General features: G+C 63.0%; 12 protein-coding genes. 6 read left to right on the forward strand and 6 right to left on the reverse strand.

The genetic code is table 11. The annotated features are described in order from the left end of the window. Positions 1–16 precede the first annotated feature (16 nt). Positions 17–790, forward strand: a complete 774-nt coding sequence (locus FNU76_RS10525; protein ID WP_144278157.1) for a substrate-binding periplasmic protein — start codon at positions 17–19, stop codon at positions 788–790. 70 nt (positions 791–860) lie between these two features. Here FNU76_RS10525 and secA read toward each other — a convergent pair whose 3' ends face one another. Together secA and FNU76_RS10535 are read right to left on the reverse strand one after the other, a co-directional pair. Continuing rightward, on the reverse strand, positions 861–3,569 hold the full coding sequence (gene secA / locus FNU76_RS10530) for a preprotein translocase subunit SecA (protein ID WP_144278158.1): 2,709 nt from the start codon (positions 3,567–3,569) through the stop codon (positions 861–863). A gap of 157 nt (positions 3,570–3,726) precedes the next feature. Further along, entirely contained in the window at positions 3,727–4,638 is a 912-nt protein-coding gene (locus tag FNU76_RS10535; RefSeq protein WP_144278159.1) for a M23 family metallopeptidase, read from the reverse strand. A gap of 39 nt (positions 4,639–4,677) precedes the next feature. Here FNU76_RS10535 and FNU76_RS10540 point away from each other — a divergent pair, with 39 nt between their 5' ends. Continuing rightward, complete coding sequence (locus FNU76_RS10540) at positions 4,678–5,121, forward strand: DciA family protein (RefSeq protein ID WP_144278160.1); 444 nt, start codon at positions 4,678–4,680, stop codon at positions 5,119–5,121. Positions 5,122–5,312: 191 nt separating this feature from the next. On the opposite strand, the gene waaA is transcribed toward FNU76_RS10540, so the two are convergent. Continuing rightward, positions 5,313–6,554: a lipid IV(A) 3-deoxy-D-manno-octulosonic acid transferase gene (waaA, locus tag FNU76_RS10545; protein WP_223879301.1), complete on the reverse strand. Its 1,242-nt coding sequence runs from the start codon at positions 6,552–6,554 to the stop codon at positions 5,313–5,315. Continuing rightward, entirely contained in the window at positions 6,551–7,507 is a 957-nt protein-coding gene (gene waaC, locus FNU76_RS10550) for a lipopolysaccharide heptosyltransferase I (protein ID WP_144278161.1), read from the reverse strand. Before waaC ends, waaA begins: the two co-directional genes overlap by 4 nt. Before the next feature lie 44 nt (positions 7,508–7,551). Between waaC and FNU76_RS10555 the strand changes: the two genes are divergently transcribed. Continuing rightward, positions 7,552–8,319 (forward strand): glycosyltransferase family 2 protein, encoded by a 768-nt coding sequence (locus FNU76_RS10555; protein WP_144278162.1) that lies wholly within the window; start codon positions 7,552–7,554, stop codon positions 8,317–8,319. After that, the gene (locus FNU76_RS10560; RefSeq protein ID WP_144278163.1) at positions 8,316–9,311 is read left to right on the forward strand and encodes an NAD-dependent epimerase; all 996 of its coding nucleotides are present in this window, start codon (positions 8,316–8,318) and stop codon (positions 9,309–9,311) included. Before FNU76_RS10555 ends, FNU76_RS10560 begins: the two co-directional genes overlap by 4 nt. A gap of 13 nt (positions 9,312–9,324) precedes the next feature. On the opposite strand, the gene FNU76_RS10565 is transcribed toward FNU76_RS10560, so the two are convergent. Further along, a complete protein-coding gene (locus tag FNU76_RS10565; RefSeq protein ID WP_179958428.1) occupies positions 9,325–10,734 on the reverse strand; it encodes a TolC family outer membrane protein in 1,410 nt (469 codons plus the stop codon). A gap of 319 nt (positions 10,735–11,053) precedes the next feature. Between FNU76_RS10565 and FNU76_RS10570 the strand changes: the two genes are divergently transcribed. Next, positions 11,054–11,647 carry a transglutaminase-like cysteine peptidase gene (locus FNU76_RS10570; RefSeq protein WP_223879302.1) on the forward strand — a complete coding sequence of 198 codons (594 nt, stop codon included), beginning with the start codon at positions 11,054–11,056 and terminating at the stop codon, positions 11,645–11,647. Between the two features lie 46 nt (positions 11,648–11,693). Continuing rightward, the gene (locus FNU76_RS10575) at positions 11,694–13,619 is read left to right on the forward strand and encodes a bifunctional diguanylate cyclase/phosphodiesterase (RefSeq protein ID WP_144278166.1); all 1,926 of its coding nucleotides are present in this window, start codon (positions 11,694–11,696) and stop codon (positions 13,617–13,619) included. Between the two features lie 67 nt (positions 13,620–13,686). Here the strand turns inward: FNU76_RS10575 and FNU76_RS10580 are convergent, their stop codons facing one another. Continuing rightward, positions 13,687–23,766 carry an Ig-like domain-containing protein gene (locus tag FNU76_RS10580; protein WP_144278167.1) on the reverse strand — a complete coding sequence of 3,360 codons (10,080 nt, stop codon included), beginning with the start codon at positions 23,764–23,766 and terminating at the stop codon, positions 13,687–13,689. Between the last annotated feature and the right edge of the window lie 30 nt (positions 23,767–23,796).

The raw sequence follows: 23,796 nt of genomic DNA on the forward strand, positions 1-23,796 counted from the left end.
AGAAGGGGGATGACCGATGTCCGCACGCTGGCTTTTCGCGACGCTGCTGCTCGCCGCCATGGCAAGCTCCGCGGCGGCAGGCGCCGCGCCGGAAATTGTGCTGCGCACCGCGGCGCAGGATGGCGCCGCCCCTAAATTCACCCTCCATGCGGATGGCCAGGTCGGCGGTATCTGTATCGAGGTCATGCGCGCCATCGAAAAAATCGAGCCAAGCCTGCGCTTCAGCGGTGACCAGCAGGTTTTTCCCCTGCCCCGCATAGAGCGGATGCTGGAAGTGGGCGAGCTGGACCTGGCCTGCGCGCTGATCAACAATACCGCGCGGGCGGCCAAATTCCAGTTTATCGAACCGCCTCTGTACCAGGCCCACTATGGCTTTGCCATCCGGCGCGGCGATCCGGCCAGACCCACCAGCTGGGACGATGTACATAAGATGGGCAACGATAATATCGTGCTGGCGGTTGCCGGTAGCGGCGTCATCGAGCGCCTGAAGCGCTTGTCCCATCAGTCGGTGGACAGCTCCGCCACCACGCCGCAAGGCAATCTGATCAAACTGAAGAATCGTCGCGGCCGCTTCTTCTACTACCGCCTGCAAGGCCTCAGCCGGGAAATCGAATCGGCCGGCCTAAGCGAGGAAATTGAAATCCTGCCCACCGCCATCGACAGTTACAGCTTCCAGCTGGCCCTGTTCCGCGCCAAGGCGCCGCTGGTGCAGGAACGCTTGAGCGATGCACTTCTGAAGCTGCAACAAAGTGGGGAATTAGGCGCGATCATCGCCAGGTGGCAACCGTAAGGGCATGGCCCCGGTGCCCACCACCGTCATTCCGGCAGGCACCGGAATGACGGATTTTCCAAGGCTTGCTTTAGGCTAGCTTGCCGTGGCAATGCTTGTATTTCTGACCCGAACCGCAGGGGCAGAGATCATTGCGGCCGATTTTTTCATACGCTCGGGTCTGCGGATCCGCTGCGTTGTCGGCGGGCTTGGCGGCCAGCGCTTCGTCGTAATCGGCGTGATGGAACTGCATCTCCGGCTCATCGTGCTGAGCCAGCGCTTCCACATCTTCCTGCGAGCGGATCTGCACGGTCATCACCAACTGCACCACTTCGCGGCGAATCTGCATCAGCAGGCCTTCGAACAGCTCGAAGGCTTCGCGCTTGTATTCCTGCTTGGGATTCTTCTGGCCGTAGCTGCGCAGATGGATGCCCTGACGCAGATGGTCCAGCGAGGAAAGGTGTTCGCGCCAGTGCTGGTCGAGGATCTGCAGCATCAGTGCCCGCTCGAAATGACGCATCACGTCCACGCCGACCGCATCGGTCTTGGCGATATAGGCATCGCGCGCGGCGGCAACCACCCGTTCCTTCAGCTGTTCGATTTCCAGCGCGGTTTCGTCCTTGAGCCACTGGCTCACCGGCACGGTCAGCTGGAATTCAAGCAGGGCTTTTTCCAGGCCAGGGACATCCCACTGTTCTTCCATGCTGCCGGCGGGGAGGTACTGTTCCACCGTATCGGCGAGCACGCCATCGCGCAGATTGGCGATGGTCTCGGAAATATCGGTCGATTCCAGCAACTCGTTGCGCTGGGCGTAGATGGCTTTGCGCTGTTCGTTGGAGACGTCGTCGTACTCCAGCAGTTGCTTACGGATATCGAAGTTGCGGCCTTCCACCTTGCGCTGGGCATTTTCGATGGCCCGGCTCAGCAGGCTCGACTCGATCGCTTCGCCTTCCGGCAACTTGAGACGTTCCATCAGCGCGCCGATCCGGTCGGCGGCGAAGATACGCAGCAACTGGTCTTCCATACCCAGGTAGAAACGGCTGGAACCCGGGTCGCCCTGGCGGCCCGCGCGGCCACGCAACTGGTTGTCGATCCGGCGGCTTTCATGCCGTTCGGTACCGATGATATGCAAGCCACCCGACGCGACGACCTTGTCGTGCAGGATGGTCCACTCGGCGCGCAGCTTGTCCACCGCCAGGCGCTTTTCGGTTTCGGACAGAGAGGCATCGGCCTCTACCCGCTTGATCTGCGGCTCGATATTGCCGCCCAGCACGATGTCGGTCCCACGGCCGGCCATATTGGTGGCGATGGTGATCATGCCGGGGCTACCCGCCTGCACGATGATCTCGGCTTCGCGGGCATGCTGCTTGGCATTCAAGACATTGTGCGCATAACCGGCTTCGGTCAGCTGGCTGGACAGGAGCTCGGAATTCTCGATGGAGGTGGTACCGACCAGCACCGGCTGGCCGCGCTCCTGGCAATCCTTGATATCGACCAGGATGGCGCCGAACTTTTCGGCCGAGGTGCGGAACACCTGATCGTTCATGTCGCGACGAACCATGGGACGGTTGGTCGGAATAATGACGGTTTCCAGACCGTAGATCTGCTGGAATTCGTAGGCTTCGGTATCGGCCGTACCGGTCATGCCGGACAGCTTGCTATACATCCGGAAATAATTCTGCAGGGTAATGGTGGCGAGGGTCTGGTTTTCCTTGTTGATCACCAAACCTTCCTTGGCTTCCACCGCCTGGTGCAGGCCTTCGCCCCAGCGCCGGCCCGACATCAGGCGACCGGTGAACTCGTCCACGATGACGACCTCGCCATCCTGCACCACGTAATGCTGGTCCCGGTGATACAGGGCATGGGCACGCAAGGCCGCATACAGATGGTGCATCAAGCCGATATTGGTGGTGGCGTACAGGCTGTCGCCCGGGCCGATCAGGCCTGCCTCCGTCAGCAACTGCTCGGCGTGCTCGTGGCCTTGTTCGGACAGGATCACCTGGTGGGCCTTCTCATCCACCCAAAAATCGCCCTCGGTGCTGTCTTCCTTCTCCTGGCGGGTCAATTTCGGCGCCAGCAGGTTGATCTGGGCATACAGGTCGATATTGTCGTCGGCCTGGCCGGAGATGATCAGCGGGGTGCGGGCTTCGTCGATCAGGATGGAGTCCACTTCGTCCACCACGGCGAAGTTCAAGCCGCGCTGCACCCGCTCGGGCGCCGTATAGGCCATATTGTCGCGCAGATAGTCGAAGCCGAATTCGTTGTTGGTACCGTAGGTGATATCCGAGCCGTAGGCCACGCGCTTCTGGTCGGGCGGCATCTGGCCGAGGTTGACCCCGACGGTCAGGCCGAGGAAGTTATACAGCTTGGCCATGGTATTGGCATCGCGCTGGGCCAGGTAATCATTCACCGTGACCACGTGCACACCCTTGCCGGACAAGGCATTCAGGTAGGTGGGCAGGGTGCCGACCAGGGTCTTGCCCTCACCGGTGCGCATTTCGGCGATCTTGCCGTCGTTGAGCGCCATGCCGCCGATCAGCTGCACATCGAAATGGCGCATGTTCATGACCCGCTTGGACGCTTCACGGCACACCGCGAAGGCTTCCGGCAGGATATCGGCCGGCGTCTCGCCCTTGCCCAGGCGCTCCTTGAACTCGGCGGTCTTGGCCTGCAGCTCGGTATCCGACAACGCCTGCATCTGGCCTTCCAGAGCGTTGATCTGGCGAACGGTGACACCGTACAGCTTAAGCAGCCGGTCATTTCGGCTACCGAATACTTTCTTCAGAAGGGAAGCGATCATCGTATTTCCAGACAGGCCATTCGGCCAACCTTGTTCAAGTCGTCGCGCGTATGCGCAAAAACACGGCGGACCGGGGAAAACCGATCCGCCGTGCAGTATGAATTCCTAGGCACTAGGCCATGCCTACCCACCCAAGATGGGGCCATCACATGCTATTTCAATCGGACGCCAATTTGACTGTCGCGGGCTTGGCGCCCAGCTGCAGGAAATACAACGGGTTCTGCGGCACACCCTTGTAACGTATCTCGAAGTGCAGATGGGGGCCGGTCGAACGGCCGGTACTACCCAGCAGTGCCAATTTCTGGCCGGTCCTGACTTCCTCGCCGACCTTGACCAGCAACTGCGAGGCGTGTGCGTAGCGACTGATTATACCGTTGCCATGCTCAATTTCGACCATATTACCATACTCGTTGTGGTACTCCGCCTTGAGCACCTTGCCGCCGGCAGCGGCAAAAATAGCGGTTCCCACGTCGCCGACGAAGTCTATGCCTTCGTGGAAAGTCTGCCGGCCGTCGAAGGGATCGATGCGCCAGCCATAGGCCGAGGAGCGCACCCCGGCGGCGGTCGGCAGATTGGCCGGCGCCTGGAAGGTATTGAGTTTGCGCTGGGTCAGGATGGTATCGAACAGATCGTACTGGTCGATGGCGTTTTCGATCTTGCCATCGGCGCCGCCAACCAGGGCCTGCAGCTGCGCCAGGTTCAGGGAACGTTCGGGCAGCGAGGACATGGCACCGCCTTGCGGCGCGGCAATATTGCTCTGGAAGGGCTTGGCATCGATGCCGGTACGATCGGCCACACGGCGGGTCAGGCCATCCAGGCGGACCAATTGCGCCTGCATCTGCCCCAGCCGGACCGCCAGCAAATCGATTTGGCGCTGTTGCGTCACCGGCACACCCGGTAAAGTAGGCAGCGAGATGCCCAGGCTACGGGTCAGGTTATAGGTTGCCCAGCTGGCTACCGTCAGCAAGCCGAACAATGCCAACCCACAGAAGATGGCCACCAGCCATAGATGGCGTGGCCCCAGGGTCACCGCGCGCGAAAGGCGGTTTGAAACCAGAATGATATTCATGCCTATTTCTATAGCCTTGCCGCAGCGGGCTGCAAACCCATGAGCACACGCGCCTTCCAAAGCTTCCTCGATTCGCCGCAGCTGGCACGCCTCGCCAAACTGGCCAAAGCCCAGCGCCAACTGGGCGGACAGTGGCAGGCCGTGCTGCCGGCCGGCCTCGCCAAGCTGAGCGACGTGGTGGGAATCGAGGGAGATTGCCTGCTGGTATCGACCCGCAGTGCGGCTGTCGCGGCCAAGCTTAGGCAGATGGAAGCACGTCTCGTGCTGCAGCTAAATGATAAGGGCTTGAAAATTAACGCAATTCGCTGCCGAATTCAAGTCGAACTGCTGCCGCACCAACAAAAGCCGTCAAAACGTACGCTGGAATTGAGCCCGGCCGCCTTGACCGCGCTGTCCGCCGCCGCCACGGATCTGCCCCCTTCGCCTCTGCGCGATGCCTTGGCGGCGATGGTGGCGAAGCGGAGCAGGGGGCCGCGTGGTTAGGGAAAAATAGGCGTATTGAAGGCGCCGCGCTGCGTGTTCCGTCTAGGCGTGGCAGCCAAAACTATCTTTGCTCGGACAAATCCACGCACAATTTCCTCACCTCTTTCAGTAAGAGATCGCTGCTCGGTACGCGCTTATCCAGAATCAAGAGACATCGAAAAAGGCCAGATTCTCGATATGCGGCATTTATCTTAGGGCAGCATCTCCTGCGCCCGGGCCAGCGCACCGCGATGGGCGGCAACAAATGCCCGGCCGGCCTCGCCCATGCGATCGCGTTCGGCGGGGTCGGCCAGCAAGGCTGTCAGTGTGGTCATCAGGGTTGCCACATCCGCCAATTGCCGCGCCGCACCGACGCTGACCGCTTCGCTGACCGCTTCGGCAAAGTTGTAGCTGGAAGGCCCGACCAGGACCGGCACCCCTTGTGCGCAGGGTTCGATCACGCTGTGGCAGCCGAAATCAAGCAGGCTGCCGCCGACAAAGGCCACATCGGCGGCGGCGAACCAGGCGGCCATCTCTCCCATGCTATCGCCCAGCAGCACCTGCGTACCAGGCGGTAAAGGTCGTTCGCCGTCCCATTGGCTGCGGCGCACATAGGCCAGCTGATGCTGTGCCAGCAAATTCGCGACCTCGTCGAAACGCTGCGGATGGCGCGGCACCAGGATCAGCAAGCCATCGGCCGGCAGGGGTTTGGCCAGCAACAGCGCTTCCTCGCCTTCGCGGGTACTCGCCGCCAGCCAGACCGGACGGTCGCCGAACCGCTCGCGCCAGACCTTGCCTTGCGCCAATTGGGTGGGATCGGGCGTGAAGTCGAATTTCAGATTGCCCATCACTTGCGGCGCTGCCACACCCAGTTCGGCCAGCCGCTCGGCATCGTCGGCGCTCTGCGCCGCCACACCCGCCAGTTTGGCCAGCGCGGGGCGCAGCAGCCGTGCAACCTTGCGATAGCCGCGCAAGGACTTGGCCGACAGCCGCGCATTGATCAGGAAAAGCGGCACGCCCTGTTGCGCGGCGCCATGGATCAGATTGGGCCATAGCTCCATTTCCAGCAGCACGCCGAACGTCGGCCGAAAATGCCGCAAGAAACGGTCGACTGCGCCAGGTAGGTCATAGGGCAGGTAGGCGACCTCGATCTCGTCGCCGAACAGCTGTCGGGCCGTATCGCGCCCGGTCGGGGTCATCTGGGTAAGCAGGATGCCGTGATCGGGATGGCGCAGGCGCAGCGCCCGGACCAAACCCACCGCGGCACGGGTTTCACCGACCGAGACGGCATGCAGCCAGATCAAGGGGCGCGGCGAGCGCGCCGGGTAGTACCCCAGCCGCTCGCCCCAGTTGCGCCGGTAATCGGCTTGCTTGCCGCCGCGCCGCCACAGATAGAAGAATGCCAGCGGCAGCACCAGCCACCAGGTAAGGGTATAGAGCCGACGCCAGATCACGCGAGTGCCCGCGCCAGGGTGGCCTGGACTTCCGCCAGGCCAGGCGCCTGGCCACGGCTGCCGAGATTGACGGCAAAACCCGCCGCCAGTACGCCGGTCATGCCCGGATCGGAGGCGCAAAACAAGGCGATGCTGGGTATCCCCAGCGCGGCGGCCAGATGCATCAGCCCCGTATCGACACCGATCGCCACCCGCCCATCGGCCAGCAAGCGGGCTGCCTCGGCCAAGCTCAAACGGGGCGCCACTACCGCGCCGGGTAGCTGTGCCACGATGCGCTCCGCCCGCTCGCGTTCGCGTTCGCCACCCCACGGCAACACCGGGCGCAAACCCTGAGCCAGCAGATGCCGACCCAAACCGATCCAATTGGCCTCGTCCCAGAGCTTGTCGTCGCGGCTGGTGGCCGTCAGCAGCACGGCATAGTCGCCCGCTGGCCGCCATGGCAGCGCGCAGGCGGGCGCACGGATGCCGTAATCGAGCAGGGCGCCCGGACGGTAGCCCAACGCCTGTCCGGTCAGCAGGCGATTGCGCTCGATCACATGCAGCGTCGAAGGAACGGCATAGCGGCGATCATAGAGATAGCTGGCCAGCGGCTCACGCGCGCCGTGCCGGTCGAAACCGGCGATGGCGGCGCCGCTGCTGCGCGCCACCAGGGCGCTTTTCAATAAGCCTTGCGAATCGATGACCAGGTCGTAGCGTTCGGCCTTCAGACCGGCGCGAAAAGCCTGGAACTCGCGCCAACTCTGGCGCGACAGTGGCTGTTTGCGCCAACGGCGCAAGGCAAAGGGCTTGATCTTGCCGATGGCGGGATGCAGGCCTGGCAGGTCGGCGAAGCCTTCTTCCACCGCCCAGTGCAGCTCGGCATTCGGGTAATGCGCGACCAGGTCGGTCACCGCGGGTAGGTTATGGATCACGTCGCCCATGGAAGATAGGCGCACCAGGAGGATTTTCGGCATGGCGCGATTATAACGGCGGGCCCAGGCTCAGCTAAAATCCGCACATGCAAAAAATCAGCCTGGTCCTTATCACGCGCAACGCGGCCCACCAATTGGCCGCCTGCCTGGAGTCGGCGCGCGAATTGGTGGATGAGATCGTGGTGCTCGATTCGGGCAGCAGCGATGACACCCAGGCCATCGCCGCCCGTTTCAACGCCCGGGTGGCGCAACAGGGTTTCCTGGGCTTCGGTCCGCAAAAGCGTATGGCCGTCGGCATGGCGCGCAACGACTGGGTGCTGTGCCTGGATGCCGACGAGCGGCTGACCCCCGAATTGATCGCCGGCATCCGTGCCGCACTACGGCAGCCAACCGCAAACGCTTTCCGCTGCGCTCGCCGCAACCGCTTCTTCGGACGCTATCTGCGCCACGGCGAAGCCTATCCGGACTGGTGCCTGCGCCTGTTCGACCGCCGCCATGCCGGCTGGAGCGAAGACGCAGTGCACGAGAAGGTGATCGTCAGCCACGGCGAAGTCGCCACCCTGGCCGGCGATCTGCTGCACGATTCGGCGGAAGACCTGACCGCCTATCTAAGCAAGCAGAACCGTTATACCGATATGCAGGTGGAGAAGCTGTTCAGCGAAGGCAAGCGAACCCATCCTTTCAAGCTGGTCAGCTCGCCCTTGGCCCGCTTCCTGCGCTTCTATTTTATCCGTGGGGGATGGCTGGATGGCGCGGCCGGGTTCGCCCATATCGCCATCGGCAGTTTTTTTGCCTTTATCAAATACGCCAAGCTGATGGAACGCTGGCGCCACACCGATTCGAGCCAGCCATGAAGATTCTTGTTACCGGCGCCGCCGGGTTTATCGGCATGCACACCGTGCAGTCGCTGCTGGCCGCCGGCCACCAGGTGGTGGGGATAGATAACCTCAATGATTACTACGCCGTCAGCCTGAAACAGGCCCGGTTGGCGCAATTGCGCCCGCTGGCCGGGTTTCGTTTCGAACAACTGGAAATCGCCGCGCCCGGCAAACTGCAGGCCTTGTTCGCCGCCGAAGGTTTCGATGCGGTCATCCACCTGGCCGCGCAGGCGGGCGTGCGCTATTCGCTGCAGAACCCGGATGCCTATGTACAGGCCAACCTGGTCGGCTTCGTCAATCTGCTGGAGGCTTGCCGCCACCAGCCGGTATCGCACCTGGTCTATGCCAGCAGCTCAAGCGTCTATGGCCAGAATGCCAGCGTGCCGTTCAGGGAAGCCGACAATACCGACCATCCGGTCAGCCTTTACGCCGCCACCAAGAAAGCCAACGAGGCGATGGCCCATGCCTATGCCCATCTTTACGGCACTCCCTGTACCGGGCTGCGCTTTTTCACGGTCTATGGCCCCTGGGGCAGGCCGGATATGGCGCCCTGGCTGTTTACCTCGGCCATCCTGGCCGGGCGGCCGATCAAGGTTTTCAATCATGGCCAATTGCTGAGGGACTTTACCTTTATCGACGATATCGTCGACGGCATCGTCAAGCTGCTGCCGCTGCCCCCCGTCGCGGGCGGCGACGGCAGCCGGGCCGATGAAAGCTGGGCACCGTGGCGGCTGATGAATATCGGCAACCATCAGTCGGTACCCCTGCTGGGCTTTATCGAGACCTTGGAAGCCGCCCTGGGCCAGCAGGCGATCAAGGAACTGGTCGGCATGCAGGCCGGCGATGTGCCGGCCACCTATGCCGACACCGACCGGCTCAGCCAGCTCACCGGCTTTGCCCCTTCGACGCCGCTTGCCAGCGGTTTGCAGCGCTTTGTGGCGTGGTATCGGGAATACCACCAGGTTTGATGCCGTACGGCCGTTACGGCGTGGGCAGGTTGCGCTTGTCCAGGGTCAGGCCGGGCGGCAATTCGGTACTGCAACGCAGCAGATTGTCGTCCTCGGCAACGCCGCCCGGCTGTTCCGGTTCTTTTGCCTGCGGTGGCCGCAACTGCAAGGCGCCCAATAGGCGGCTGGAGTAGGACAATACCTTTACCCGTGCCAGTTGCAGATCGTATTCGCCATTGCTCAAGGCGCGGCGTGCCTCGAACAGCTCGTTCTCGGTATCGAGCAGGTCCAGCAAGGACCGTTGGCCGATATCGAATTGCTGGCGATAGGCATCGCGCGCCTTGGCGGTGGACAGCTCGTGCTGGTTCAGCAAGCCCAGCTGCGCACCCAATCTTTGGATATCGTTGAAGGCGATCTGGGCCGTCTGGCGAATATCGCGGCAGGTTTTGTCGCGCAGCTCGTAAGCGGCATTGAGCTGGGCCTCGAATTGCCGGACACGGGCGTTGTCGGCACCGCCGCGGAAAAGATTGTAGTTGAGCACCAGTTGCACGGCGCTGTCGCGATAGGTGCCGCTTACGCCATTCTCGTTGCGCTGGTGGGTCTGGCTCGCACGCAGCTCCAAGGTGGGCCAGCGGCCGGCGCGGCGCACATCGGTATCGGCACGGTTGGCGCGTATGGTCGCGACGGCGGCCAGGAAAGACGGATTGCGCGAAATCGTCTCGGCGAGAAAGCCTTCGCGCCGGGGCAACGCCGCTTCCAGGGGCGGTAGCTTGGCCAAGGTCGGCGCGGGTAAATCGCCCACCAAGCGCTGGTAACGGGCCGATACGTCGTGCAGATTGCTTGATTCCGTCAACCAGTTCGATTCCGCCAGCGCCAGACGCCCGGCTGCCTGCTCCAGATCGACCCGCCGCCCGACGCCGGCCGTGACGCGCTTGTTCAGCTGGCCATGAATCTCGGCATGCGTGCCGTAATTATTGCGCGCCAATTCAGTCAATTCGCGGTAGCGCAATACATCGATATAGGCCCGCGCCGCCTCCAGGGCGACCTCGTCGCTGGTGGCCAGCAATTCGTAATAGCGGGTCTGCCGATTATGTCCGAGCCGGCGTACCTCGCTACTGGTGGCGAAGCCATCGAACAGGGTCTGACGCAATTCCACCAAGGTACTGGGATGCGAATAAGAACGGGACGACCCCAGCGTGGGGGTTTCCTTGCGCTCCCTGCCGGCAATCGCCTGCACGTCCAAACGCGGCAGCCAGGCGCCGCGTGCCGCGCTTTGCTCCTCGCCGGCGGCGTCCAGATTGCTATGGCGCAAGCGGACTTCCGGGTGCTGCAGCACCGCCTGCTCGACGGCCGACTTCAGATCCACGGGTGCCTGGGCGTAGGCCGTTACGACGGACAAGCCCAAGCTGGTCAATGCCAGCCGGTAGTTTGTTCTAGTCTTCAATTTCCACACACTCCAAGGACGTCCAATGCGAAATGTCCGATACGTTCCAACAGCGGTCTGGCATCGCCGCCAGGGCTTGGCAGCGCACTGGATTATAGCGACCCATATTTGTTTATTTTACATATCGCGCTAACTACTACTATTCAGGCTTTCCTTATTCACCTTGCGGATAAATCGTTGTACCGGCGTACCAATTACCACCCGCTTCATGAACAGGACCGGTTTATATCCCTCGACTGGCGCAATAAAGCGCAGCGTACCGTTATATTTGAGCGGCTTGGCAGCCTGCTTATTAATAATGTCATTAGCATATTCAGCGGTGGATTTCGATCGCCTGCTGAAGGCATTCAGCCAACGCTGGGGCGTTGCCGCAGTGCCGCGCTTCAACAGCTGGCGCGAGCTGGTCGGTGGTGGCGCCGGCGTGGGTGAAATGGAACAACTCAAGCGCGCCAATGATTTCTTCAATCGCCAAGTCAGCTTCGGCGAAGATATAACGATATGGAATCAAGCGGATTTCTGGGCCACGCCCATGGAAACCCTGGGTCGCGGCAGTGGGGATTGCGAGGATTTTGTCATTGCCAAATATTTCAGCCTGCAATTGATGGGCATGGCGCCCGCCAAACTGCGCCTGACCTATGTCAAGGCCAAGATAGGCGGCCTGAACAGCACGGTCTCGCAAGCGCATATGGTGCTTGCCTATTATGCCCAGCCGGACGCGGAGCCACTGGTACTGGACAATCTGCTGGGCGATATCCGCCCCGCCTCGCGCCGGCCGGATCTTTCGCCGGTATTCAGCTTCAACAGCGACGGCATCTGGGTAGCCGGCGGCGGACAGGCCAAGTCCTCGGTGGATCGGCTATCGCGCTGGAAAGACCTGGTGGCCAGAATGCAGACCGAGGGCTTTGAACTATGAATCGCGCTGTCCGCACGCGGTGCGCCGCATCGAAAGGGGAATAACGATGTCCTTGCTACGGCAGCTATGGCTGGTGGTGCTACTGTCCACCCTGCTGGCCTTCCTGGGCGGTTTCGCGGTCAATCTTGCCAGCGCCCGCCAGTACCTGGAGCAGCAGCTGATGGCGCAAAGCGCGGATAGCGCCGCTTCGCTGGCCTTGTCGATGTCGCAACAAAGCAAGGACCTGGCGACCACCGAGCTGCTGGTCAGCGCCCTGTTCGATTCCGGCCATTTCCGCATGATCCGCTTCGAGGATGTGCACGGCCGGGTTCGGGTGGAGCGCCGCAACGATGCCGATAGCGCACGGGTGCCGGCCTGGTTCAGCCGGCTGATGCCGCTGCATGTGGAAGCCGGGACCGGCATGGTATCGGATGGCTGGAATCAGGCCGGCAAGGTGGTCCTGGTCGCGCACGAACGCTTTGCCTACGAGTCGCTTTGGTTGGGGGCGCGTAATTTCCTGCTGGTGATGGCACTGACGGGGATGTTGTCGGCCATGGCCGTATTTGCCTTGATACGCTGGGTGCGGCGGCCGCTCAGTCAATTGATGGTGCAGGCGGATGCAATCGGCAAGCGTAACTTCATCACCATCGCCGAGCCCAATGTCACCGAACTGCGCAGGGTGGTGCGCAGCATGAATCTGATGGTGGACCGGGTAAAAGCCATGTTTGCCGAGCAGGCGGCCCGGATCGAAGATCTGCGCGGCGCCGCCAACCGCGACGCCCTGACCGGCCTACCCAATCGCGACCACTTTCTCGGCCGGCTGCGGCAGACATTGGCGGATGAGGGCGCCGCCGCCCGTGGCGCATTGCTGCTGATCCGCCTGCACGACCTGCTGGGCATCAACCGCAGCCTGGGCCGCGCCGAGGCCGACGGCTATATCCGCCGCGTCGGCGCACAGTTGCAGGCCGGCCTGCCGGCAGGGCAGGATTGGCTGTTGGCGAGATTGAACGGCGCCGATTTCGCCGTACTGGCCCAGGACGCCGATGTGGCGCAGGCGGAAGCCTCGGCGCTGGGCCTGTTGCAGGCACTGCAGGATATCGCCTTGGAAGGGCATACCGAAGCACGCAATATCGCGCATATCGGTGTGGCCTTCTATCAGCGCGGCAGCAACGAAGGCAGCCTGCTGTCGGCCGCCGACCAGGCCCTGGCGAGGGCCGAAGCGCAGGGCGGCAACCAGTATGCGCTGGGCGAGATCGAAACCGTCCAGGGGGTCGGCCTGCAGGAATGGCGCGAGATCCTTGACCGCGCCCTGGCCTATCGCAGCTTTGAAATGGCCAGTTTCCCGGTCCTGGATCTGCACAAGCAGCTGATCCACCACGAAGTCCTGCTACGCCTGCAACCCAAGGAGGGCGAGTTGCTGACCGCCGGCCAGTTCATGCCCATGGCCGGCCGCTTCGGCTACCTGGGGCAGCTCGACCTGGTGGCCATCGAACTGGCGTGCGAACGGCTCAAGCGCCAGAGCGAACCGCTGGCCGTCAATATCTCCTCCGCCTCCATCAGCGACGAGGCCTTCCTTGCCAGCCTGCCGCCGCTGCTGGCGCGCTACCGCGAGGTCGCCTCGCTGCTTTGGTTCGAGGTCAACGAATATGGCCTGGGTGGCGATTACCAGCGCCTGGTCACCTTCTCCACCATCGTGCGCGAATTCGGCAGCAAGGTCGGCATCGAGCATTTCGGCCGCCAATTCGGCCGCATACCGGCACTCTACGACCTGCGCCTGGACTACCTGAAGATAGACGGCAGCTTTATTCGCGATATCGACCAGCAGGACGGCAACCAGATGCTGCTCAAGGCCATCATCGGCGTCGCCGATGGCGCCGGGCTGCTGGTATTGGCCGAGGCGGTGCATACCGAAGCGGAATGGCAGACCCTGTGCCGCTTGGGCACACAGGGGATGACGGGGCCGTTGGCTACCAGGCAGTATGGCCTGGGGTAAGCCACGACAGGCCTGAAACAAAAAGACCGGGAAGCGTTTTCCCGGTCTTTTTGTCTAGCGGCGTTTTTCAATCCACCGACAGCTTCCCCTTGCTCAACAGGTCCTGGATGATGGCGGTATTGCTCAGCGTGCCGCCAATGGTCAGATCCTGGTTGCTCAGCACCACCCGCTGATCTTCATTGCCGGCGTTATAGCCGCCGTTGAAGCCGCCATTGCTGCTGATATGCACCACCGTATCGCTACCGACCTTCTCGAACTGCAGAAAGTTGCCCAGGTTGCCGATACCCACGCCATTGCCATGGTTCTCGCCTTGCAGCAGATCCAGCAGGTCCAGCCGATCACCGCCGCTGGCGAAGCTGGCACTGCTGAAATCGGTGACGATATCGCTGGCCGGGCTGCCGCCGGTGCCGCTTTCGGCCAGTTGCCAGCGGAAGGTATCCGCGCCGCTGCCGCCACTGAGCGTATCGTTGCCCAAGCCGCCATGCAGCAGGTCGCTGCCGCCGTTGCCGTTCAGGACATCATTGCCCAGGCCGCCGTGCAGGGTATCGTTGCCGCTACTCCCGCCCAGGGTGTCGTTGGCGATATTGCCGAATAGCTCGCCGGCAGCGCCCAGCGTCTTGTCGACGGCTGCCACCACCGACACATTCAAGGTGGCATGGGTGGTGTAGGAGCTGCCGCCCACGCTTTCCAGCGCGACGGATTGCACGTCCAGCGCCATCTGGCCGCTGTAGCTGGCCGGTGGCGTCAATGTCAGGTGGGTGTAGTCCCAGCCCGTGATAATGGCGACCCCGCTGGCACCCACCGTGACGCTATGGCCGGCGTTGTCGGCCAGGATGGAGCCCTGCACGATATTGCCGATGGCCACCGCCAGGCTTTCGGAGCTATCGGTATCCACCAGGCCGGCGGTCAGGCCGCCCAGCGCGATGGTGGTGCCTTGCCCGCCCACATTGATGGGCTGGTCCAGCACGATATTGTCCACGACACCACCGTAGGAATCCTGGGTGGTACCCTTGAATTCGAGCCGGGTCGGCGCGCCGGTACCGACGAATTCCAGGTCGTAGTGCTGGAAACCCACCGTCGGCGAGCTGATCGTACCCACCTTGGCACCGCCCCAGTACACATCGATCTGCGAGTTCAATTCACTACCCGAGCGAGGAGAGTAGTCGAAGCTCAGATGGTAGATATTGCCCCGCACGGTATTGACCGTGGTGTACAGATTGGAAGCGTCGCCGGTATTGGCTTCCAGTTCGAGAACATAGTTATTCGAACCATTGCCGGCATAGGTATTGGCCGTGCCGATTTCCACCCTGTTGCCAGGGTTATCGGTCTTCCACGGGCTGCCGGCCGGTAGCGCGATATTGGTCCAGGCCGTGCCTGCCGGGACGATGCCTTCGAAGTTCTGGGTGGAGAACACGCCGGCCGGTATCAAGGTCAGCGTCGGCGCATCCGCGATCGGCGTCACCGTCAGGGTGGCGGTGGCAGGCGTGAAGTCCAGCTCGCCGCTGTTGTCGCGGGCGGCGTACTGGAAGCTGGTGCTGCCGCTCCAATTGGCCGTGGGCTTGAAGTAGACCGGGCCGCTGACCACCTCGCCGGCGGTCACCGCCAGCGTGGCGGCGGCGTCCTTGTACAGGGTGCCGTTAAGCGGCAGGGTGCTGATCCGGTAACCGTTGACGGTGCCATCCACATCGCTGCCGGCCAGGGCCACGGTCAATACGGTGTCTTCATTGCCGGTCACGGCCAGATTACTGGTATTGGGTTGGTCGTTGACCGGATTCACCGTGACGCTCACGGTGGCGGTTTCGGTGACGCCGCCCGACCGGACGGTATAGGTGAACGTGACCGGCGTAGCGGCGGTATTGTTGAAGTCGGCGGGCGGCGTGTAGATCAGTTCGCCTGCCGCATTCAAGGTCACGATGCCATTGGCTACCGCGATGCCAGGGCCTGCCGCGGTGATGGAATTACCATTGACCGCGACAACGAGATGGCCGGGATTTTCGAAGTGGTCATTGCTGTTGACGATGATGGTCACCGGCTTGTCTTCCGCCGTGGTCACCATATCGGCCACGATATCCGCTACCGGCGTCACGGTGATGGCCACCGTGTCGCTATCGATATTGACGCCATCCTGGCTGGTGACGGTCAGCGTGGCGCTGCCGTTGTAATCGGCGGTCGGCCGATAGACCAGGCCGTTCAAGGCGCCATTGACGGAGGCCACAGTGCCGCTGATGGTCACGCTACCGCTGCCGTTGTTGGTGATATTGGCGCCGTTGAAGACGACCGCGGTCAGGGTGCCGTTGCCGACGCTGACTACCGTGGTCAGCGCACCGCCATCCGCATCCGCCACCGTGACGGCATTGCCGTTGCCCACACTGAATACCAGCGTGCTGTCTTCCGCCAGCGATTGCGCGCCCGGTACGCCATTGACCGGCGGCGCGGCATTGACCGAATAGCCCTCGGTATCGGTACCGCTGCCGGGATTACCGGCGGCATCGGTGGTGGTGACGCGGGCATCGACGACCCGGTCGGCATCGCTGACCAGGCCGCTGCCCGGTACGGCAATGCTGAAGGTCTTGCCCGGCTGCACCGTCCCGAGGTAATTCACGCCGTTGACGGTAATGGTGACGATATCGCCGACCTTGGCATCGCCCCCCACCGTGCCGGTGATATTGACCGGGCCACCCGCTTCGGCGGCACTGATGATGTCATCCGCCGTGATATTCGCGTCCAGCGTAATGGTCGGAACCGGCGCGGTGGTATCGACGGTGTAGACCTGGTTGGCGGTTGCGGTCGCCACATTGCCTGCCGAGTCGGCAGCCGTGACACTGGCATCGACGCGCCGGTCGGCATCGGCGAGCAGATCGCTGCCCGGCACATTGATGCTGTAGCCAAAGCCCGCCTGGACCGTACCGGTGAAAGTCTTGCCGTTGATGGTCAGCGTCACGGTATCGCCAGGCTTGGCGTCGCCGCCCACGGTGCCGGTCACCGCCACGGTGCCGGCGGACTCGCTGGTATTGAGGATATTGTCGGCGGTGATGGACGCGACCGTGATGCTGGCCGAAGCGCTGGTATCGACCTTATAGCTCTCGGTATCGGTGGCGGTGCCGGAATTGCCGGCGGTATCGGTGCTGGTGACACGGGCATCGACCACCCAGTCGGCATCGGCGTTCAAGCCGCTGCCGGGAACGGCGATGCTGAAAATCCGGCCGGCCGCCACCAGTCCACTGTAATTCACGCCATTGATGGTCAGGGTGACGGTATCGCCCACCTGGGCATCGCCACCGACGGTACCGGTGATATTGATATTGCCGGCCGCTTCGACCGCGTTGATCACATCATCGGCGGTGATATTGGCATCCAGCGTGATGGTCGGCACGGGTGCACTGGTATCGACCGTATAGCTTTCCGTATCGGCAGCGCTACCGCTGTTGCCTGCCGCATCGGTGGTGGTGACGCTGGCGGCGATGGTGCGGTCGGCATCGGCGGCCAGGTCGCTGCCCGCCACCGCGATGCTGAAGGTATTCCCCGCCGCCACGTTCCCCGTGTAATTCACGCCATTGATCACCAGCGTCACGGTGTCGCCCACTTGGGCATCGCCGCCGACGGTGCCGGTGATATTTACCGTGCCGCCTGCTTCCGTGGCGTTGATGACGTCGTCCGCCGTGATATTGGCAGCCAGCGTGATGGTGGGTACCGGTACGCCGGTATCGACCGTATAGCTTTCGGTATCGGTAGCGCTACCGCTGTTGCCTGCCGCATCGGTAGTGGTGACGCTGGCGGCGATGGTGCGGTCGGCATCGGCGGCCAGGTCGCTGCCCGCCACTGCGATGCTGAAGGTATTCCCCGCCGCCACGTTCCCGGTGTAGTTCACGCCATTGATCACCAGCGTCACGGTGTCGCCCACCTGGGCATCGCCGCCGACCGTGCCGGTGACATTGACCGTACCACCGGCCTCGGTGGCGTTGATCACATCGTCGGCCGTGATATTGGTGTCCAGCGTGATGGTCGGCACCGGTACGCCGGTATCGACCGTGTAGCTTTCGGTATCGGTAGCGCTACCACTGTTGCCTGCCGCATCGGTGGTGGTGATGCTGGCGGTGATGGTGCGGTCGGCATCAGCGGCCAGGTCGCTGCCCGCCACTGCGATGCTGAAGGTATTCCCGGCGACCACGGCACCGGTGTAGTTCACACCGTTGATGACCAGGGTCACCGCATCACCCACTTGGGCGTCGCCACCCACCGTGCCGGTGATATTCACCGTACCGCCGGCTTCGGCGGCATTGACCACATCGTCGGCGGTGATGTTGGCGTCAAGGGTGATGGTCGGCACCGGTACACTGGCATCGACCGTATAGCTTTCCGTATCGGTACCGGTACCACTATTGCCTGCCACATCGGTGGTGGTCACACTGGCGGCAATGGTACGGTCGGCATCGGCGGCCAGATCGCTACCCGCGACTGCGATGCTGAAGGTATTCCCGGCGGCCACGTTACCCGTGTAGTTCACGCCGTTGATGACCAGGGTAACGGTATCGCCCACCTGTGCATCGCCACCGACGGTGCCGGTGACATTCACCGTACCGCCTGCTTCGGCGGCATTGATCACGTCATCGGCGGTGATATTGGCATCCAGCGTAATAGTGGGTGCCGGGACGCTGGTATCGATCTTATAGCTTTCGGTATCGCTAGCGGTACCGCTGTTGCCGGCAACATCGGTGGTAGTCACGCTGGCGGCAACGGTGAGGTCGGCATCGGCGGCCAGATCGCTGCCCGCGACCGCAATGCTGAAGGTACTCCCGGCAGCCACGGTACCGGTGTAGGTCACGCCACTGATGGTCAGGGTGACGGTATCACCCACCTGGGCATCGCCACCCACGGTGCCGGTAACGTTCACCGTACCGCCGGCTTCGGCGGCATTGACCACATCGTCGGCGGTGATATTGGCATCAAGGGTGATGGTTGGTACAGGCGCGGCCGTATCGACGGTGTAGCTCTCGGTATCGGTGCCCGTACCGCTATTGCCGGCACCATCCGTGGTGGTGATGCTGGCGGCGATGGTGCGGTCGGCATCGGCGGCCAGGTCGCTGCCCGCAACCGCGATGCTGAAGGTACTCCCGGCAGCCACGGTACCCGTGTAGTTCACGCCGTTGATGAGCAAGGTCACCGTATCGCCCACCTGGGCGTCGCCACCAACGGTGCCGGTGACATTGACCGTGCCGCCGGCTTCGGCGGCGTTGATCACGTCGTCGGCCGTGATATTGGCGTCCAACGCAATGGTCGGGACAGGTAGGCCTATGGCGACGGTATAGCTTTCGGTATCGGTGCCGGTGCCGCTATTGCCTGCTGCATCGGTAGTGGTCACGCTTGCAGCGATAGTGCGGTCGGCATCGGCGGCCAGGTCGCTACCCGCGACCGCGATGCTGAAGGTATTCCCTGCCGCCACGGTACCCGTGTAGTTCACGCCGTTGACGAGCAAGGTCACCGTATCGCCCACTTGGGTATCGCCACCCACGGTGCCGGTAACGTTCACCGTACCGCCGGCTTCGGCGGCATTGATCACGTCGTCGGCGGTGATATTGGCGTCCAGCGTGATGGTCGGGACAGGTAGGCCTGTGGCGACGGAATAGCTTTCGGTATCGGTGCCGGTGCCGCTATTGCCTGCTGCATCGGTCGTGGTCACGCTGGCAGCGATGGTGCGGTCGGCATCGGACGCCAGGTCGCTACCCGCGACCGCGATGCTGAAGGTATTCCCTGCCGCCACGGTACCGGTGTAGTTCACGCCGTTGATGAGCAAGGTCACCGTATCGCCAACTTGGGTATCGCCACCAACGGTGCCGGTGACATTGACCGTGCCGCCGGCTTCGGTGGCGTTGATCACGTCGTCGGCGGTAATGTTGGCATCCAGCGTGATGGTCGGCACAGGTACGGCCGTATCGACGGTGTAGCTCTCGGTATCGGTACCCGTACCGCTATTGCCGGCACCATCCGTGGTGGTGACGCTGGCGTCAATGGTGCGGTCGGCATCGGCGGCCAGATCGCTGCCCGCGACTGCGATGCTGAAGGTATTCCCGGCGGCCACGTTACCCGTGTAGTTCACGCCGTTGATGACCAGGGTAACGGTATCGCCCACCTGTGCATCGCCACCGACAGTACCGGTGACATTCACCGTACCGCCGGCTTCGGCGGCATTGATCACGTCGTCGGCGGTGATATTGGCATCCAGTGCGATGGTCGGAATCGGGAAACCGGTTGCGACGGTATAGCTTTCGGTATCGGTCGCCGTGCCGCTATTACCGGCAGCGTCGGTGCTGGTGATGCTGGCGGCGATGGTGCGGTCGGCATCGGCCGCCAGATTGCTGCCGGCGACCGCGATGCTGAAGGTATTCCCGGCAGCCACGGTACCCGTGTAGTTCACGCCGTTGATGAGCAAGGTCACCGTATCGCCCACTTGGGCGTCGCCACCGACGGTGCCGGTGACGTTCACCGTGCCGCCGGCTTCGGCGGCGTTGATCACGTCGTCGGCGGTGATATTGGCATCCAGCGTGATGGTCGGCACAGGCGAGGCCGTATCGACGGTGTAGCTCTCGGTATCGGTGCCCGTCCCGCTGTTGCCTGCGCCATCCGTGGTGGTCACGCTAGCGGCAATGGTACGGTCGGCATCGGCGGCCAGGTCGCTGCCCGCTACCGCAATGCTGAAGGTACGACCAGCGGCCACGGTACCCGTGTAGTTCGCGCCGTTGATCACCAGGGTAACGGTATCGCCCACCTGGGCATCGCCACCAACGGTGCCGGTAACGTTCACCGTACCGCCGGCTTCGGCGGCATTGATCACGTCGTCGGCGGTGATATTGGCATCAAGCGCGATGGTCGGAATCGGGAAGCCGGTTGCGACGGTATAGCCTTCGGTGTCGGTACCCGTGCCGGTATTGCCGGCCCCATCGGTAGTGCTGACGCTGGCCGCGATGGTGCGGTCGGCATCGGCGGCCAGGTCGCTGCCCGCCACAGCGATGCTGAAGGTATTCCCGGCGGCCACGGTACCCGTGTAATTCACACCGTTGATGACCAGCGTCACCGTGTCACCCACCTGGGCGTCTCCGCCCACCGTGCCGGTGATATTGACCGTACCGCCGGCTTCGGCGGCATTGATCACGTCGTCGGCGGTGATATTGGCGTCCAGCGCGATGGTCGGAATCGGGAAGCCGGTTGCGACGGTATAGCTTTCGGTATCGGTCGCCGTGCCGCTATTACCGGCAGCGTCGGTGCTGGTGATGCTGGCGGCTATGGTACGGTCGGCATCGGCCGCCAGATTGCTGCCTGCGACCGCGATGCTGAAGGTCAGGCCGGCCACCACCGTTCCGGTGTAGCTCACGCCGTTGACGACCAGCGTCACGGTGTCGCCCACCTGGGCGTCGCCACCGACGGTACCGGTGACGTTCACCGTGCCGCCGGCTTCGGCGGCGTTGATCACGTCGTCGGCCGTAATATTGGCATCAAGGGAAATGGTCGGCACGGGCGCGGCCGTATCGACGGTATAGCTTTCAGTATCGGTACCCGTCCCGCTGTTGCCGGCGCCATCCGTGGTGGTCACGCTGGCGGCGATGGTGCGGTCGGCATCGGCGGCCAGGTCACTGCCCGCCACCGCAATGCTGAAGGTACGACCAGCGGCCACGGTACCCGTGTAATTCGCGCCGTTGATTGTCAGGGTGACGGTATCGCCCACCTGGGCATCGCCGCCGACGGTACCGGTGACATTCACCGTACCGCCGGCTTCGGCGGTATTGATCACATCGTCGGCGGTGATATTGGCATCAAGCGCGATAGTCGGAATCGGGAAGCCGGTTGCGACGGTATAGCCTTCGGTGTCGGTACCCGTGCCGGTATTGCCGGCACCATCGGTAGTGCTGATGCTGGCCGCGATGGTGCGGTCGGCGTCGGCGGCCAGGTCGCTGCCCGCGACCGCGATGCTGAAGGTAAGACCGGCGGCTACGGTACCCGTGTAATTCACGCCGTTGATGGTCAAGGTAACGGTATCACCCACCTGGGCGTCTCCGCCGACAGTACCGCTAACGTTCACCGTGCCGGCGGCTTCGGCCGCGCTGATCACGTCATCGGCCGTGATATTGGCATCGAGCGAAATGGTCGGGACGGGCAGACCGACGGCGACGGTATAGCTTTCGGTATCGGTCGCGGTACCCGAGTTGCCTGCCCCATCGGTGGTGGTGACACTGGCGGCTATGGTGCGATCGGCATCGGCGGCCAGGTCGCTGCCCGCGACCGCGATGCTGAAGGTACGGCCGGCGGCCACGGTGCCGGTGTAGTTCACGCCGTTGATGGTCAGGGTGACGGTATCGCCCACCTTGGCGTCTCCGCCCACGCTGCCGGTAACGTTCACCGTGCCGGCGGCTTCGGCCGCGCTGATCACATCGTCGGCGGTGATATTGGCGGCCAGGGTGATCGTGGGGAATAGGGGGTCGGCCACCGGCGTAACGCCGATATTGACGATCAGCGTATCGCTACCACCGTTGCCATCGCTGACGATGACGCTGAAGCTATCCGGGCCGTTGTAGTTGGCGGCAGGGGTATAAGTCCAGCTACCGTCGGCATTCACCGTCACGGCGCCATTGGCGGGGTCGCTGGCCTTGCTGAAGCTGAGACTGTCGCCATCCGCGTCGGTGGCGGTCAAGGTGCCGCTGACCGGCGTGTCTTCCGGCGTACTGACACTGATATCGTTGCCCAGGGGGTTATTGTTGCCATCGACGAAGACCGGCGCATCATTGACCGGTGTCACACCGATCTGGATGGTGAGGGTATCGGTACCGCCCTTGCCGTCGTCCACCTTGACGGTAAAGCTGTCGGCGCCGTTGTAGTTGGGGCCGGGGGTGTAGGTCCAGCTACCGTCGGGATTGACTTGCGCGGTACCGTGGCTGGGCTCGCTGTTCTTGCCGAAGCTGAGGGTATCGCCATCGGCATCGGTGGCTTGCAGCGTTCCGCCAACCGGCGTGTCTTCCGGGGTGGTGACGCTGATATCGTCGCCCAATGGATTGCGATTGCCGTCGACGAAGACCGGCGCATCGTTGACCGGCGTAACGCCGACATTGACGGTGACCGTGTCGCTACCACCCTGGCCATCGCTGACCGTGATGGTGAAGCTATCGGCGCCGTTGTAGTTGGCGGCGGGGGTGTAGGTCCAGCTGCCATCGTTATTGACTTGCGCCGTGCCATGGCTGGGGTCGCTGCCCTTGCCGAAGCTCAGGCTATCGCCATCCACATCGGTGGCCGCCACGGTCCCGCTGACCGGCGTATCTTCCGGCGTGCTGACACTGATCGCCTCGCCCAGCGGCACATTGCCGTCCACCAGCACCGGTGCATCGTTGACCGGATTCACGGTGATGGTGATTTGGCCGAGGCTGGTTTCGCCGCGGCTGTTGCTGACGGTGTAATCGAGCTGGACGACACCATTGAAATTGGGGTTGGGCGTATAGCTGAGGGTGCCGTCGGGATTGAGCACCACCGTGCCGGTCGGCGTGGTGGGCACGCCGACCAGGGTCAATTGGCCACCATTGGGATCGCTGTCGTTCAGGCGCACGTCGAAAGTGATCGTGCTGTCCTCGTCCACGCTAAAGGCGTCGTCCAGCACTTGCGGACCGCCCAGGCTGGCGGTCGTCGGCAGCGCCTGATCGATGCTTTCCTCGCCGCCCGCCCCACCCGACTGGAGGAATGCATCGGCATCCAGCGTTTCGGCGATGCGCAACAAGCGGACAAAACCGTGTGCATCGCTCCCTTCGCCACCTGCCAGGCCCGCCGCGGTCGGTTCCAGCTCGGTGGAGAGATCCCTGCCCTCGTTCAGCGCCGCGATGACCTTATCCGATCCGGCATTCAGGCTGGCCAAGGCCGCTTCGGTGGCATCAACGGGCGCGGTACCGAGCAGATTGGCATCGATCAACAGCTCGCGTCCACCGGCCACGGCGATGGTCTGGGCATTGGGCAGGGCCAATTCCAGCTGGGCGCCAGCATCGGTCACGACGATCTGACCTTCGCGAATCAGGTCGCCCACCTTCAATTCGGTCCGCTGGCCACTGGCGTCTACCAGCCAAGCCTTACCTTGCAGAAGGGCGACGCGGACTTGGGCGGTAATAAGATCGACGGCCATGGCTAGTACTCCAGAACGAATAGGGGGCAA

The organism is Chitinimonas arctica (assembly GCF_007431345.1).
Taxonomy (GTDB): domain Bacteria; phylum Pseudomonadota; class Gammaproteobacteria; order Burkholderiales; family Chitinimonadaceae; genus Chitinimonas; species Chitinimonas arctica.